Source organism: Dyella sp. A6 (assembly GCF_036320485.1).
Classification (GTDB): domain Bacteria; phylum Pseudomonadota; class Gammaproteobacteria; order Xanthomonadales; family Rhodanobacteraceae; genus Rhodanobacter_A; species Rhodanobacter_A aluminiiresistens.
Genome location: NZ_CP132911.1, coordinates 83,271 through 97,569, shown reverse-complemented (window position 1 = coordinate 97,569; position 14,299 = coordinate 83,271). Strand labels below are relative to the sequence as shown.

Below are 14,299 nucleotides of genomic sequence, written 5' to 3'. Positions count from 1 at the left end.
TGGGTACGCCATGTCCGTCAGACGGACGTTATCATCTCGATCGTTGGCCTCAAGCTGCGGTGTAAGCAGTTTTCACCGTGGTGTAGAACTCGGCGGCGTAGCGGCCCTGCTCGCGCGGGCCATAGCTGGATCCCTTCCGTCCACCGAACGCAACATGCGGATCGACACCTGCCGTGGGCAGGTTGACCATGACCATGCCAACCTGCGCATGCCGCTTGAAATGCGTAGTGTGCCGCAACGATGTGGTGCAGATTCCGCCACACAGGCCGTATCGGGTGTCGTTGGCAAGACTCAATGCGTGCTCGTAATCGTCGGCAGGCATCACGCAGGCCACCGGACCGAAAATTTCCTCGACGCTGATCCGGTGATCCGGGCGTGCCTCGAACAAGGTCGGCTGCAGGTAGTAGCCCCGCGGCCCCACGTCGACCGTCTCCCCGCCCCACAGCAGCCGGGCGCCCTCATCCCTGCCAATCTGGATGTAGGACCGATCCTGTTCGAATTGCCGGGCGCTGGCGACCGGCCCGATATCGGTGTCGCCAGCCAGAGCCGGCCCGACCTTGAGCGCCTGCATCGCTTTCTGCATGCGCTCAACAAAGGCGTCGTAGACCGGGCGCTCGACGATCAGGCGGCTCGATGCCGTGCAGCGCTGGCCGGTGGAAAAGAATGCTCCATCGATGGCGCATCGCACGGCCTGATCAAGATCCGCGTCGGCCATCACCACCAGTGGATTCTTGCCGCCCATCTCGAGCTGGATCTTCAGGCCCCGCGCCGCGGCGTCCTGCAGCAAGCGGTTTCCCGTGGCAACGGAGCCGGTGAAGCTCAGCGCATCGATCTCGGGCGCGTCGACGATCGCCTTGCCCACCACGCCGCCAGTGCCGATGACGAGATTGAACACGCCGTCGGGAACGCCGGCCCTGCTGATGATCTCGGCCAGCGCCCAGGCACAGGCCGGCACCGACTCGGCGGGCTTGAACACCACGCTGTTGCCATAGGCGAGCGCCGGCGCGATCTTCCACGCCGGAATGGCCAGCGGGAAATTCCAGGGAGCGATGATGCCCACCACCCCGACCGGCTCGCGGGTGATCTCGATATCGACCCCAGGGCGGGTGGAGGCCAGGCGTTCACCGGGAATACGCAGCGCTTCGCCCGCGAAGAACTTGAAGATCTGTCCGGCGCGTGCGGCCTCGCCCATGCTCTCGGGCAGGCGCTTGCCTTCCTCCATCGCCAGCAGCCGACCCAACTCCTCTTTGCGCGCCAGTATCTCGCTGCCGATCCGGTCCAGAATATCGGCGCGCTGCTGCGGGGTCGTTGCAGCCCAGGCTCGCTGGGCGACCTTGGCGGCTGCAGCGGCTTCTGCCACATCCGCCGCGTCGGCATCGGCGAACTCGCCGACCGGGTTGTCCAGATCGGAAGGGTTTTCATCCGGCGAAAAGCTCTTGCCACCGACCCAGCGGCCGGCGATGTAGCTCTCGTATTTCTGCGTCATCGGGTCAAGCTCCTACAGCGGTCGTACGTCGCCCATCGCGAACTCGGCGTCGGCGACTTTCAGCGGATTGCGCAGAGCGGCACCAAGCGCCGGCAGGTCGATCTCGAACTCGTCACCGGGTTCGGTTCGAATGCCGTCGGCAACACTCAGCGTCGCAGTGCCCATGAAGTGCATGTGCACGTCGCCAGGGCGTCGATGCGCGGCGTATTTGAAATGGTGGTATTCGAGGTTTGCCAGCGAGTGGCACATGTTGGCCTCACCGGTCAGGAACGGCTTTTCCCAGATGACGTTGCCGTTGCGACGGATGCGGCTGGTGCCACGCAGATCGGCGGGAAGCGGCCCGGTCCAGATCTCGGGGCCGATGGCGCACTGCCTCAGTTTGGAATGCGCGAGATAGAGGTAGTTCTGACGCTCGGTGACGTGATCGGAAAACTCGTTGCCCAGGGCAAAACCAATCCGTCGTGGACAGCCTTCCCCGTCGATCAGGTAGAGGCCGACCAGTTCGGGCTCCTCGCCGCCATCGAGTGCAAAAGCGGGGGAATGCAGGGGTGCACCCGGTGCAACCACCATGTCGCCATTGCCCTTGTAGAACCACTCCGGCTGCGCGCCGGGGCGACCATCCGTCGGACGACCACCTTCCATCCCCCAGCGGAAAATCCGCATCGAATCGGTCAGCGATGCATCATCGTCACCGGCGGCGGCCTGCTTCTGGTGCATGGCATCACGAGCCGACGCACTGCCCGTATGGGTGAGGCCGGTACCGGTCACCAGGCAGTGAGCCGGGTCCGGATGCCGGAGCGGCGCAAGCACGCGCAACTCATCGAGGAGCTTTGCGTAGTCGTAGCTCCGCCCGCCCAGGTGTGCGGCCACGAGATCATCAAGCGACCGCTGATGGGCCAGGGCATAACTTGCAAGATCGTAGACCGAAGCATGCCCGGTGACTTCGCGCACCGTCGTTCCATCGGGAGAAACCTGGCCCACGCGAGGAGCATGGGTATCGTCCAAAAACTGAATGAGGCGCATGCGTCGACCCTGCTTTGTCTGTCTGCTGGCGCAGAACGGTGTTTCACCCGGTCACCAGCATCCGACCACACCTGATCCGCTCATTCCTCATTCTGGTGTGCGCATGTATACACAACAAATATCATTTTTTTGCTGATGCATACGATTAATGACATGTCGTGAGCGAGCGCTCGCCACTGATCCGTGAAAGGGCACGTCGCGGATTGAATCTGTGCAGGATTTTCTGCGGGCGCGGCGACGTCATTGCCGCATCTGACCCGGCATGCCGCCGTGCGCTGGTCACGGCGATGGAAGCCACCGCAGACCTCATGGCCGCACGCCCTTGTGCGGTGGCGCGTGCTTTAGGGGGTGACGGCCAGAGGCTGGCTGGCAGCCGACAAGTTAGCGGTCTTCAGGTTCAGCGCACTGGCCGGTGCTGGCCGCGCGAACAGGAACCCCTGCAGCTCGTCGCAGCCCATGTCGAGCAGGGCAAGCTGCTGGGCCGTGGTTTCCACGCCTTCGGCCACCACCTTCAGGCCCAGCGAATGGGCCAGCCGGATCACCGCGTCGACCACCGCATGGGCGTCGGTGGAACTGTCCAGGTCACGGATGAAGCTGCGGTCGATTTTCAGCTGCTGGACGCGTAGTTGGCGCAGGTAGGACAGGCTGGAATAGCCGGTGCCGAAGTCGTCGATCGACAGCGACACACCCAGCTCGCCCAGTTCGCGCATGATGCGCTGGGTGGATGCGGTGTCCTCCATCGCTACTGTTTCGGTGACCTCGCATTCCAGTTGTGCGGGATCGACGCCGTGACGAGCCAGCGCTGCGCGCAGGCGTTCGACCAGATCCGGTTGACGCAGCTGGTAGGCCGACAGATTGATCGCCACGCAGGTCCGGAAGCCATCGCGTAGCCACTCGCCCAGCTGGCGGCAGGCTTCCTCGATCACCCAGTCGCCGATCGTGACGATCAGGCCGAAGCGCTCGGCCAGGGGAATGAAAACATCGGGGTCGACCGTGCCCAGCTCAGGGTGATGCCAGCGCAACAGGGCTTCCATCCCCACCGGCTCACCGCTGCGACTCATCTTCGGCTGGTAATACAGGCTGAGCTCGTCGCGGGCGATGGCACCGCGCAGCGCCTGCTGTAGGACCATCTGCTCGCTGGCGCTGCTGTGCATGTGCGGCTCGTAGACCGCGTAGGTGTTGCCGCCAGCGCGTTTGGACGCGTACATCGCCGCGTCGGCGTGCAACGTCAACTGGCTGCGGTCGCCATGCTCCGGATACAGCGCCACGCCGATCGAACAGGACAAGCCAGCCTCGCGCCCGGTTAACCGGTAGGGCTCCGCGAGCACATCCAGGATGCGCTCCGCCATGGCCACCGCGTCGGCGTTGCCGCTGACGTCTTCCAGCAGCAGCACGAACTCGTCGCCACCGATGCGCGCCACCGTGTCCATGCCTCGCACCACGCCCAGCAGACGGGCGGCAACCTGGCGCAACACCTCGTCACCGGCGGCGTGGCCGTAGCTGTCGTTCACCGGCTTGAAGCCGTCGAGATCGATGAAGAGCAGGGCCGCACGGCTCAGCGGACGCTTGCCGGGCATGGCCATGCGCCGATCGACCTTGTCCAGGGCGGCTGCCAGGCGTTCTTCCAGCAGCGTCCGGTTGGCCAGCCCGGTCAGCAGGTCGCAGTACGCCATGCGTTGCAGTGCCTCATTGGCGCCAGCCAGCTCCTGGTTGGCCTCCTGCAATGACGTGGCCAGATATTGCGCGCGGGTACGCAGGCGCGTGTCGATGATCGACGTGAACAGGGTCATCGACAGCAGTACCACGCTGGCCAGCACCACCATCGCGACAAGGCTGTGGCCACCCAGCCCGTTGACATCGATGCAGTGGGCGCCCGCGGGAAAACTGGCTGCGGCCATACCGGTGTAGTGCATGCCGCAGATCGCCACGCCCATGACCAGCGCGGCGCCGGCCTGCGCCTGCGCACGACGCAACCCATGCAGGCGGCGCAGACCGAAGAAGATCAACAGTGACGTCGCCGAGGCACCGACGGCGATCAGCGCCGACGCCGCTACCAGCCAGTCATTCCATTCGACGGCCGGGACCAGCTGCATCGCCATCATGCCGATGTAGTGCATGACACAGATACCTAGTCCCATGCCGACGCCGCCGGCGACCAGGGTGCGACGCGCCAGCCGTTCGCCGGAGGCGATCCGCAGCGACGTCGCCGAAACCGCTACGGCGGCGAGCCAGGACGCCAGGGTCAGCCACGGGTCGTAGGTCACCACGATGGGCAGCGACATGGCCAGCATGCCGACGAAGTGCATCGACCAGATACCCGAGCCCATCACCAGTCCGCCGCCGATGGTCCACAGCCGCTTGGCGTAGGCGTCGCTCTCGTGTACCCGGCGGGCTACGTCCAGCGCCACATAGGACGCATAGGTCGCGATCAGCAGGGACAGCCCGACCACGTAGGGGTCGTAGGTCGGATGCATCAGGGCTGTGGCCATGGGGATTCAATCGGTCGGAACGTTGGCGGTCCAACCGGTCGTGCTTCGGGCTGGATACGGGATCGGTACGTAGCTATACAGATACTATCGGCATCGATGCCATGGGCTTGAATCCGTTCAGCTTGCTCGGCTGTTATGTATACGTCGAAATCGATGCATCGGATGCGATCATGGTCGGTATCGACGCCCGGTGCCACCTGCCAGGCGACCGGCATGGCCTCGGGTGCGATGGCCAGTCAGATCAGCGCGCAGGACGTGGCAAAGCAAACATGAACGACAGGCCTGCGAAAAGCACGCCCGGTCAACGCCCGCGCTTCGACCGCGTTCCCAGCTGGCACCGGAGCCCACGGCTCCCTTCAGCGGGGAAATCACAATGCGCCTTTCGACTCGTTTCAGCTGCCTGATCCTTCTGGGCCTGACCGCGATTGCGGTCGCCGCGCCAGGCATGGCGGGTGAGCGCCACGACCACCGTTTCGATCATCGGCATCCGCGTCGTGACCAATTGGTCGACCGCACCCATCGGCAGAACCGTCGCATTACTCACCAGGTCCGCGAGGGAGAGCTCACCCACGCCCAGGCGCACGCGATACGTGCCAGTGACCGCTCTGTGGTGCAGCAGCAGCGCGCCGACGCAAAGGTCAACGGCGGCTATATCACCAAATCGCAGCAGAGAACCATGAACCAGCAACTCAACGCGAACAGCCAGCAGATCGGCCACTGAGCGCCTGCGTCCAGTGTGCGTGGAAAGCTCGTACCGCACACGCGTGCGCCATGCCCGGCGCACGCGTGTTTTTATGCTGCAGTCGCGCGCAACCGCATCATGCAGACGAACGATGCGCTGGCCGACATCGCGGCAGATGCCGGCCACCAGTCCAAAGCCGCCCTGAGCCGCGCCATCCAGCGTCGTTTCGCGGTACGGCCCGGTGCGCTGCGCCGGTCGGAATGGATAACGGCAACCGCCATGAACTGACCATGGGCGGCAGCCTGTATACCCGGTAATTCGCGGCTCACGCTGGCTTTACGCACGCAATTTTGCATGCGCTAGGCTGTGGATGCCCTGGGCATCGGAGGACCAGTACATGTCATCGACCACGCCACAACCCGTTACATCCAAACTGACGCGTGCCGCCATCTTCCTGGTCGTGACGTTGAAGCCCGAACCCGCGCATGCCCAGACGGCAAAGTCGCTATGCAGCGATATCGCCAGCCTGACCAGGGCCGTCGGCTTCCGTTCTCCCGAGGGCATGCTGTCGTGCATTACAGGCATCGGCTCGGTGGCCTGGGATCGGCTGTTCGACACGCCTCGGCCGAAAGAGCTGCACCCGTTCCGGGAAATCCGCGGCCAGCATCATGCGGTCTCCACGCCCGGGGACCTGCTTTTCCACATTCGCGCCATGCGCATGGACCTGTGCTTCGAGCTGGCGACGCAAATCGTGATGCGGCTGGGCGATGCCGTCGCCATGACCGATGAAGTGCATGGCTTCAAGTACTTCGACGAACGCGACCTGCTCGGTTTCGTCGATGGCACCGAAAACCCGGTGGACCAGGCCGCACTCGACGCCACGCTCATCGGCGACGAAGACCCCGCCTTCAGCGGCAGCAGCTATGTGATCGTGCAGAAGTACCTGCACGACCTGAGCCGCTGGAACGCATTGGCCGTCGAAACGCAGGAACGGATCATCGGCCGGACCAAGCTTTCGGACATCGAGTTCGCGGACGCCGAGAAAGCGCCCTATGCGCACAACGTCCTCACCACGATCGAGGAGAATGGCGAGGAGCTGGATATCCTGCGCGACAACATGCCCTTCGGCGATGCGGGCAAGGGTGAGTTCGGCACGTATTTCATCGGCTATGCACGGTCGCCCAGCCGGATCGAGCGGATGCTGGACAACATGTTCGTCGGCAACCCTCCGGGCAACTACGACCGGCTGCTGGACTACAGCCGCGCCGTTACCGGCTGCCTGTTCTTCGTGCCTTCGTCATCGTTCCTCGATGCCCTGGACTGAGGCCTTTGCCTGCGCCCATTCCGGCGAATCGACGCTATCGGCGGCAGTCGGCGCACCGCTTACCCGGCGTGACACGACGGCATCGTTGAAGGCGCCGGGCTGACGTACATCACCCGCTTGCCGCACACCACGTAGTCGAGGGAAACCACGGCAACGCCATGCTTGGTGAAGGTCGCCGTGTGCAGAACCTTCCCCTTGGCCGACACCAGCTGCGCCATCGGGGTCCGGGCATGGCCGCGTCTACCCGATGCAGCCAGTTCCAGCCGGGTTCCGTCGCCCATGATCAGGGTCACCTGCTGGCCGGTTGGCACGTCGAGGTCGAAGCGCGTGGGCATGCCATCGTTGCTGCGCACCAGCCCGCTGAACTGGACCGATGATGGCGTACCTGCCGATGCCGCGATCGCAACACAAAGGCACAGTACAGCGGTGACGAAACGTTTCATCTCACACCTCCTTGCGAGCCAGTCTTGTTTGACGAGTCGTTATCCAGCGGTTCCGGGCATCAGCATCGGCTGGCGGACACCGTACATCAGGGTACGCCACAGCCACTCGATGGGACCGAATCGGTATCGGCGCAGCCAGATCGCACTGAGGACGATCTGGCCAACGTAGACAGCAAGGCCAAGAGCAAGCGCCTCGAGCAGGCCCATTCGACCGAAGCAACCCAGTCCGTAGCCGTAGAACACCCAGCTGAAGATCACGGACTGCATCAGGTAATTAGTAAAGGCCATGCGGCCAAGCGGCGCGAAGATCCCGAGCACGCGCGAAGCGCGGGTGAACTCGACCAGCACGATGACCGTCGCTCCATATCCCAGGCCCATGAGGACATTGGCTGCGTTCGAGAGACAGGCTCTTGTCGCGGCGGACGCAAGCCAGGGTGCCATTGCGGGTAGTGCCTCCGGCAAACCCATCAGCGTACCCAGTATCAGCCCGACGCCCGCCACCGCCGACAGCCGTCGCCGGTACCGATGCGGTTCCCGCAGCACACCACTACGCCACGCCACCATGCCAAGCAGGAACAGCCCCAGGGTGCGTGGAAATACATTCTCGTGCAGCGGCAAGATGTAGGGCAGCTCGCCCCAGCTGAAGCGCACGATGCTTCCGTATCCGCCGGTCGCATAGACGTGGTTTGCCGCCATGACATGCTGTTGCAGCCACACCGCGGAAGGCCAGGCGATCGGCAGTGCAAGGGCTGGGATCGCCGTGTAAAAAGCCAGCAGGCCCATGGCGACGAGCACTGCGGCCCTTGTCGGCAGCCACAGGAACGGCAGGACCACGAAACCTGCCAGCGCGTACTCGGTCAGGATGTCCCCGTTCCAGATCAGCAGCAGATGCACCAGGCCGATGGCCAGCAATACCAGCAGGCGCCGGAGCAGCAGACGCAGCCGCGACCCGCTGCGGGCCAGCCGTTCGAACTGGATTGCCAGCCCGACACCGAACAGTATCGAGAACAGCGCAAATGCTCTCATCTCGACGAACATGGAGATGCCCTGCGCAAGGGCATGTTCAAGCGGAAACGGCGAGGGCCGATGCGGAAGGAACTGCCGGAACAACGATACCCGGAACTCGTCGACCAGGTTGACCACGAGCACGCCGAACAGGGCGATGCCACGAAGTATGTCGATGGAGCGGATGCGGTCCCTGTCCGCAACGGGTCGTACCACGGCATCGGTGGGTGAACACAACGACGCACTTCCACGTGTCATGAATGATCCTTGGGCAAGACCGTTCTCATTGACGTTTCTGCATGCCACATCACGGTGTCTGCGCGGGTGGTCGACCTGCACCGGACAGCAACCGGGGGCCGATCATACTCGCCGGCATGCTGATCGACGACGATCTCTGCACGCGCCGCAAGACAGGGCATGCACACCCGGCATGTGCGCATGTCGCCAGTTCGGCATTTGAACTGGCGTCGATCTGTCGCAACACCGGCATGTCCGTGCCACGGCGCGCTTATACTCGACACGATAAGTCTCTCGCATGCCGTGCAAACCGTCGACGCACAGCCACACATCGAATCTGGAGCCTGCCTGCCATGACCCTGCGGTTTGGAATGAATGCGGTCCGTGCCATCGGACCCGTGGCGTTGATCGCCGCCACCCTCTGTTTCGCACCCGTGGCGCAGGCCCAAGTGAGTCCGTCGTTGCTGCAGGGCATGCACTGGCGCAACATCGGCCCGTTCATCGCCGGCAAGGTGGACTCGGTCGCCGGTGTACCCGGACAACCGGCGCTCGGCTACGTGGGTACCGACAACGGCGGTGTCTGGAAGACCGAGAACGCCGGCGTGACCTGGCACCCGGTCACCGATGCCGTGCATGCGATCCGCGGCATCACCGCGCTGGCCGTGGCGCCGTCCAAGCCGTCGGTCATCTACGCGGGCACCGGCAGCGTCTTCGGTGTGCAGTACGGCAGCGGGCTGTGGAAATCGACCGACGCCGGCGTGACCTGGCACAACACCGGCCTGAAACATGTCGGCGCCATCAGCTGGCTGCTGGTCGACCCGCACAACCCCGACCTACTGCTGGCCGCCGTGCGCGGCACGCAGCACAAGCAGGGCGGCCAGCGCGGCGTGTTCCGCAGCACCGATGGCGGGCGCAGCTGGCAACTGGTGCTGGCCGCCGAGCCGAATTTCGGCGCCACCTACCTGTCCTGGGCCAGCGACAACCCGCGCGTGGTCTTCGCCACGGTGGCGCAGACCTACCACCCGCCCGGCACCACCGGCTATTCGCTGTTCAAGCACCCGGCACCGCGCACGCTGTACAAATCCACCGACGAGGGCCTGACCTGGACCAAGCTGCAGGGCCACGGCCTGCCGGCGATGGCCGGGCCCACCGCCGTCGCCAACGGCACCCACTCGCAGCGCGTCTACCTGTTGAACCAGCACGGGCTGTACCGCTCGAACGACGGCGGCGAGCACTGGTCGCTCGCCACGAAGACCATCTATACGTCCAGCAAGCAGGTGCTGGTCGACCCGGCCAATCCGGACGTGGTCTACACCATGGGCACCTGCGTGTACCGCTCCACCGACGGCGGCCACACGCTGGTGGCGTTCAAGGGTGCGCCGGGTGGCGACGATCCGAACCAGTGGTGGATCGACCCGACTGATCCCAGGCACATCGTGTACGGCGGCGACCAGGGCGCATCGATCAGCCTCGACAGCGGCCACACCTGGAGCCTCTGGTACAACCAGCCCACCGCGGAGATCTACCGCATCGCCACCGACAACCGCTTTCCCTACTGGGTCTATGCCACCAAGCAGGACAGTGGCGCGGTCGCCGTGGCCAGCCGCGGCCCGATGGGCGAGGTCTCCAACCTCGACTGGTTCCCGCTGCCGGGCTGGGAAACTGGTTTCGAGGCTCTCGACCCGACCGATCCGAATGTCATTTTCAGCAGCGGCAACATGGGCTTCCTGCAGAAGCTGGACCGCCGGACTTGGGGCGCGCGCATCGTCGACCCGGGCGTAGGCGCGATCAGCGCTGTCAGCGACACCGACTACCGGCGAGCCATCTCGCCACCCATCGTGTTCTCGCCGCAGCATCCGCACACCCTCTACTACGGCACGCAGAACGTCTGGAGCACGCGTGACGGTGGCGACCACTGGACGAAGATCAGCCCGGACCTCACCGCGCACCCCGGCAAGGACCCGGTGCCGCCGCCGAAGGGCGTGCACCACGGCGACGCCATCGTGTCGCTGTCGCCGTCGCGCCTGCAGGCCGGGGTGATCTGGACCGGCAGCAACAACGGCGTGATCTACCTGACCCGCGACGACGGCCAGCACTGGCAGGACGTGACGCCTCCCGGCATCTCCATCCATGGCATCGTCAACATCCAGGCGTCCCGGGTCGACCCGGCCGAAGCCTATGCCGCCGTGGACGCCTCGGCGACGGGCGACGACGCGCCGCACATCTATCGCACGCGCGACTACGGCAAGTCCTGGCAGCCGATCGTGACCGGCCTACCGACCGACCAGCCGACCGGCAGCTTCGTGCGGGTGGTGCGGGACGACCCGCACCGTCACGGCCTGCTGTTCGCCGGCACCGAAACGTCGGTATACGTGTCGTTCGACGATGGCGACCACTGGCAGTCGCTGCGGCTGAACCTGCCGACCACCGCCTACACGGACCTGAAGATCCACGACGGCGACCTGATCGCCGCGACCTACGGCCGTGCCATCTGGATCCTCGACGACATCTCCCCGCTGGAACAGATGACCGCCGCCACCGCCGACCAGGCCGTGCACATGTTCCGCCCCCGGCCAGCGGTGCTGGTGCAGGCGAACGTCAACCAGGACACGCCGTTCCCGCCCGAGGTTCCGCACGCGGAAAATCCGCCGCAGGGTGCCGTCATCGACTATTACCTCAAGCAGCCGGCGCAGCACGTGCTGCTGCAGATTGTCGATGACAAGGGTGCGGTGGTGCATACCTATTCGAACGCGCCGATTCCGGCGCTGGATCAGCCCGCGCCGCCGGCGCCGGCGTTCTGGATCGGCCGGCACCGGCCCTTGCCGGCCACGGCCGGCGCACATCGGGTGACCTGGAACCTGCGCTACGCGACACCGCCGGCGCTGTACTTCGACCAGTCGATGGGCGCGGTACCGCACGAGACCCCGTTCGTGCCGCAGGGACCGATGGCCCTGCCCGGCCATTACCTGGTGAAGCTGACCGTCGACGGCCAGTCCTATACGCAGCCGCTGACGCTGGTGCCGGACCCGCGGATCAAGCTGTCGCCGGCCGACCAGGCGGGCATGCGCAAGCAACTGGCGCTCGCGCAGAAGGTCATCACCGTCATCGCCGCCAGCCGGCGCGCCTACGACCGCGGCACCGCGCTGCTGTCGAACGGTCACGAAGCGCAGGCCTCGAAGCAGCAGATCGCAAAGCTCACCGGCACCCTGGCCGATGCGACCATCGGTCTGTCCGGCGGACCCTACGCCGTACCGCCGGTCAAGGGCGACACCAGCTTCAGCCGGATCAACGGTCAAGCGGCCGCGTTGCTGGGCATGATCAACTACACCGCCCAGGGCGCGCCCACCGCATCGCTGTACCGCACCTACCGCGAGCTGTGCGGGGACTTCAACGCCACCGCCAGCGCCTGGAATGCGCAGCCATCGACCGGCGGACAGGCTGCCGCCGCGATCCCGTCGCTGAGCTGCGGCAAATGACCGTGGCCCGCGTACATGCCATGTAAGCGGGCCGGGCCTGCGAACCGGATGGCACACCTGCCGTGCCATCCGGTCCTGCACGGCCATGCGGCGGCGCTGATCGCCGCCAACGGAGAGCGGGACGCATGAGCGACTGCGGCTGCCACGCCGAGGCCACGAACGCGGCGGAGCGCCGCATCCTGCGCATCGCCCTGGCCCTGAACGCCACGATGTTCGTGATCGGCCTGGTCGCCGGCCTGGTCGCCCAGTCGATGGGCCTGCTCGCCGACGCGCTGGACATGCTTGCCGATGCGACAGCCTATGGCATCGCCCTGATGGCCGTGCATCGCAGCCATGCCTTCAAGGCCCGTGCCGCCACGCTCAGCGGTTCGCTGCTGTCGGTGCTCGGCGCCAGCGTGTTGCTCGGCGTCGCCTGGCGGGCGTTCAACGGCAGCACGCCGGACGGGCGATGGATGATGGCGGTGGCCTGCCTCTCGCTGCTGGTGAACGCCACCGTGCTGGTGCTGTTGCAGCGCTTTCGCCAGGGCGAGGTGCACCTTCGCGCCACGTGGCTTTTCACCCGCACGGATGTCGTCGCCAACCTGGCCGTCATCGCATCCGGCATGCTGGTCTGGTGGTGGCACCGGCCATGGCCCGACCTGGTGATCGGCACAGCCATCGCACTCTATGTGATCAGGGAAGCGGCTGGCATCCTGCGCGAGGCGCGACGCGCTTGATGGCTTGGCACTTCGCCGACGACCTGGACCGCACCCGGCTCAGTAACTGAGCTGCACCTCGAACTGCAGCGCGAGGGCATCGGGCACGTCGCTGCGGGTATCCGGATGCACCACGTACTGCAGGTCCGGCTGCACGGTCAGGTGTGCGCCGATGCTGCGCTGATAGGTCAGTTCGTAGATGCGCTCGTCCGACGAAACCGGCTGCGCCAGCGCATGCTGCGCGCGCAGATAGGGGCGGCCATTCCAGACGGTGGCCACGGCCAGCCCCAGCGCGTCGTCGGCACCGGCATCGAACAAGGGGGTCAGCGACAGGCCCACGCCGACATAGCGGTGGAAGCGATCCGCCGCACCGCTGGCCACACTGAGCTGGGCGAACGCGGCCAGTTGCCGCCCCGCCGTGCCGATCCGTTGGAGCAGCGGATCGTCGAGCAGCAGGTAGGCTCCGCTGGCCGTGCACGCGCGCGCAGCGATCGATGGCTCAAGGCAGATCTGGCGCCGGGCGTAGCGCCAGGCACCGAGCGCCAGCTTGCCGCTGTAGGGCGGCAGACGTGCCTGTCGCCCGATCATGTCGTCGACCGGATCGCCCGCCTTCGGATCTTCCACCGGGCCACGCCGCAGCAGCGCCAGCTCGGTAACGAAGAGTGCGTCGCCGAAGCGCGCGCGCTCGGCCGCAGGCGGCAGGCTCCGGTCCAGCGGCACGCCACCCTGCACCACCGCGCTACGCCAGACCACACCGTGTGCAAGCTTGAGCGCGACCCGCAGCGCCATGCGTGGACGCGGAAAAATCGACGGCCCGCCGCCACCGCTTTGCGAGAACGCCGGTTCCACGCCGAACGAGCTGTCGAGGAACAACGACGCGGTCTGCAGGCGATCGAACTCGCTGTTGAGGTCGTAGCGGCCCAACAACACCGACCAGCGCGAATGCCGCCCGTTGTACTGCACCCAGGCCTCGTAGACGCGGGTGAGATGCGGCGCTTCGATGTTGCTGGTGCCTTGCGCATCGCCGGTATAGCTGCTGGGGAAACCGCCGCGACTGGCCAGCACCTGGGCAAACGCGCTCAGATGCCCCGCGGCCGGCCCCGATACGGCTTTGTAGCGCAGCGAACCGTAGAGATTCCACAGCCCGGTGAGTCCGCTCCGCTGGCCGCCGCTGAGGTTGTCGTAGGCATTGGACAGCAGGGCCACGCCGGGTTTCAGTGGAGTATCCACGGTCGCCGTCGCCGTGCATGGCCCGGACAGAGTCGCGAGCCCGGCGGCGAGTACGGTCGCAGCGATGCGCGACAGGGAGCGGCGATGGATCGGCATCAGTCAGGCGGGTGTGAGGCAGGGGTGCGCGGCCGCATCGGCGTTGCGCCGGTCATGACCCGGTCAAGATAACACCCCCATCGAGGATGCCGGTGAAACAGTCCGATGCGGGC

Annotated in this window: 11 protein-coding genes; 5 read left to right on the top strand and 6 right to left on the bottom strand. The window is 65.7% G+C overall.

The window, feature by feature from the left end; translation table 11 throughout:
• Window positions 1-49 precede the first annotated feature (49 nt).
• From RA164_RS00365 to RA164_RS00355, 3 genes are all read right to left on the bottom strand, one after another.
• Entirely contained in the window at window positions 50-1,486 is a 1,437-nt protein-coding gene (locus tag RA164_RS00365; protein ID WP_329742012.1) for an aldehyde dehydrogenase family protein, read from the bottom strand.
• Between the two features lie 12 nt (window positions 1,487-1,498).
• Window positions 1,499-2,509 carry an AraD1 family protein gene (gene araD1 / locus RA164_RS00360; RefSeq protein WP_329742011.1) on the bottom strand — a complete coding sequence of 337 codons (1,011 nt, stop codon included), beginning with the start codon at window positions 2,507-2,509 and terminating at the stop codon, window positions 1,499-1,501.
• Window positions 2,510-2,850: 341 nt separating this feature from the next.
• A complete protein-coding gene (locus RA164_RS00355; protein ID WP_329742010.1) occupies window positions 2,851-4,998 on the bottom strand; it encodes a putative bifunctional diguanylate cyclase/phosphodiesterase in 2,148 nt (715 codons plus the stop codon).
• 373 nt (window positions 4,999-5,371) lie between these two features.
• Between RA164_RS00355 and RA164_RS00350 the strand changes: the two genes are divergently transcribed.
• The 3 genes from RA164_RS00350 (at window position 5,372) to RA164_RS00340 (ending at window position 7,004) form a co-directional block, all read left to right on the top strand.
• A complete protein-coding gene (locus RA164_RS00350) occupies window positions 5,372-5,719 on the top strand; it encodes a hypothetical protein (RefSeq protein ID WP_329742009.1) in 348 nt (115 codons plus the stop codon).
• A gap of 99 nt (window positions 5,720-5,818) precedes the next feature.
• Entirely contained in the window at window positions 5,819-5,968 is a 150-nt protein-coding gene (locus RA164_RS00345; protein WP_329742008.1) for a hypothetical protein, read from the top strand.
• A 109-nt stretch (window positions 5,969-6,077) separates the two neighbouring features.
• Complete coding sequence (locus tag RA164_RS00340; protein WP_329742007.1) at window positions 6,078-7,004, top strand: Dyp-type peroxidase; 927 nt, start codon at window positions 6,078-6,080, stop codon at window positions 7,002-7,004.
• 59 nt (window positions 7,005-7,063) lie between these two features.
• On the opposite strand, the gene RA164_RS00335 is transcribed toward RA164_RS00340, so the two are convergent.
• Together RA164_RS00335 and RA164_RS00330 are read right to left on the bottom strand one after the other, a co-directional pair.
• Window positions 7,064-7,447: a hypothetical protein gene (locus RA164_RS00335; RefSeq protein WP_329742006.1), complete on the bottom strand. Its 384-nt coding sequence runs from the start codon at window positions 7,445-7,447 to the stop codon at window positions 7,064-7,066.
• 39 nt (window positions 7,448-7,486) lie between these two features.
• Window positions 7,487-8,710 carry a DUF418 domain-containing protein gene (locus RA164_RS00330; protein ID WP_329742005.1) on the bottom strand — a complete coding sequence of 408 codons (1,224 nt, stop codon included), beginning with the start codon at window positions 8,708-8,710 and terminating at the stop codon, window positions 7,487-7,489.
• A 332-nt stretch (window positions 8,711-9,042) separates the two neighbouring features.
• Here RA164_RS00330 and RA164_RS00325 point away from each other — a divergent pair, with 332 nt between their 5' ends.
• Window positions 9,043-12,165, top strand: coding sequence for a beta propeller repeat protein (locus tag RA164_RS00325; protein WP_329742004.1), 3,123 nt, complete (start codon window positions 9,043-9,045; stop codon window positions 12,163-12,165).
• A gap of 125 nt (window positions 12,166-12,290) precedes the next feature.
• Window positions 12,291-12,881, top strand: a complete 591-nt coding sequence (locus RA164_RS00320; protein ID WP_329742003.1) for a cation diffusion facilitator family transporter — start codon at window positions 12,291-12,293, stop codon at window positions 12,879-12,881.
• Between the two features lie 39 nt (window positions 12,882-12,920).
• Here the strand turns inward: RA164_RS00320 and RA164_RS00315 are convergent, their stop codons facing one another.
• Window positions 12,921-14,090 (bottom strand): carbohydrate porin, encoded by a 1,170-nt coding sequence (locus tag RA164_RS00315; RefSeq protein ID WP_329742002.1) that lies wholly within the window; start codon window positions 14,088-14,090, stop codon window positions 12,921-12,923.
• Window positions 14,091-14,299 lie beyond the last annotated feature (209 nt).

Coding starts and splice junctions, on each gene's coding strand:
- RA164_RS00355 (WP_329742010.1), bottom strand. CDS start 4,998: ATGGCCACAGCCCTGATGCATCCGACCTACGACCCCTACGTGGTCGGG.
- RA164_RS00325 (WP_329742004.1), top strand. CDS start 9,043: ATGACCCTGCGGTTTGGAATGAATGCGGTCCGTGCCATCGGACCCGTG.
- RA164_RS00345 (WP_329742008.1), top strand. CDS start 5,819: ATGCAGACGAACGATGCGCTGGCCGACATCGCGGCAGATGCCGGCCAC.
- RA164_RS00340 (WP_329742007.1), top strand. CDS start 6,078: ATGTCATCGACCACGCCACAACCCGTTACATCCAAACTGACGCGTGCC.
- RA164_RS00335 (WP_329742006.1), bottom strand. CDS start 7,447: ATGAAACGTTTCGTCACCGCTGTACTGTGCCTTTGTGTTGCGATCGCG.
- RA164_RS00320 (WP_329742003.1), top strand. CDS start 12,291: ATGAGCGACTGCGGCTGCCACGCCGAGGCCACGAACGCGGCGGAGCGC.
- araD1 (WP_329742011.1), bottom strand. CDS start 2,509: ATGCGCCTCATTCAGTTTTTGGACGATACCCATGCTCCTCGCGTGGGC.
- RA164_RS00330 (WP_329742005.1), bottom strand. CDS start 8,710: ATGACACGTGGAAGTGCGTCGTTGTGTTCACCCACCGATGCCGTGGTA.
- RA164_RS00350 (WP_329742009.1), top strand. CDS start 5,372: ATGCGCCTTTCGACTCGTTTCAGCTGCCTGATCCTTCTGGGCCTGACC.
- RA164_RS00365 (WP_329742012.1), bottom strand. CDS start 1,486: ATGACGCAGAAATACGAGAGCTACATCGCCGGCCGCTGGGTCGGTGGC.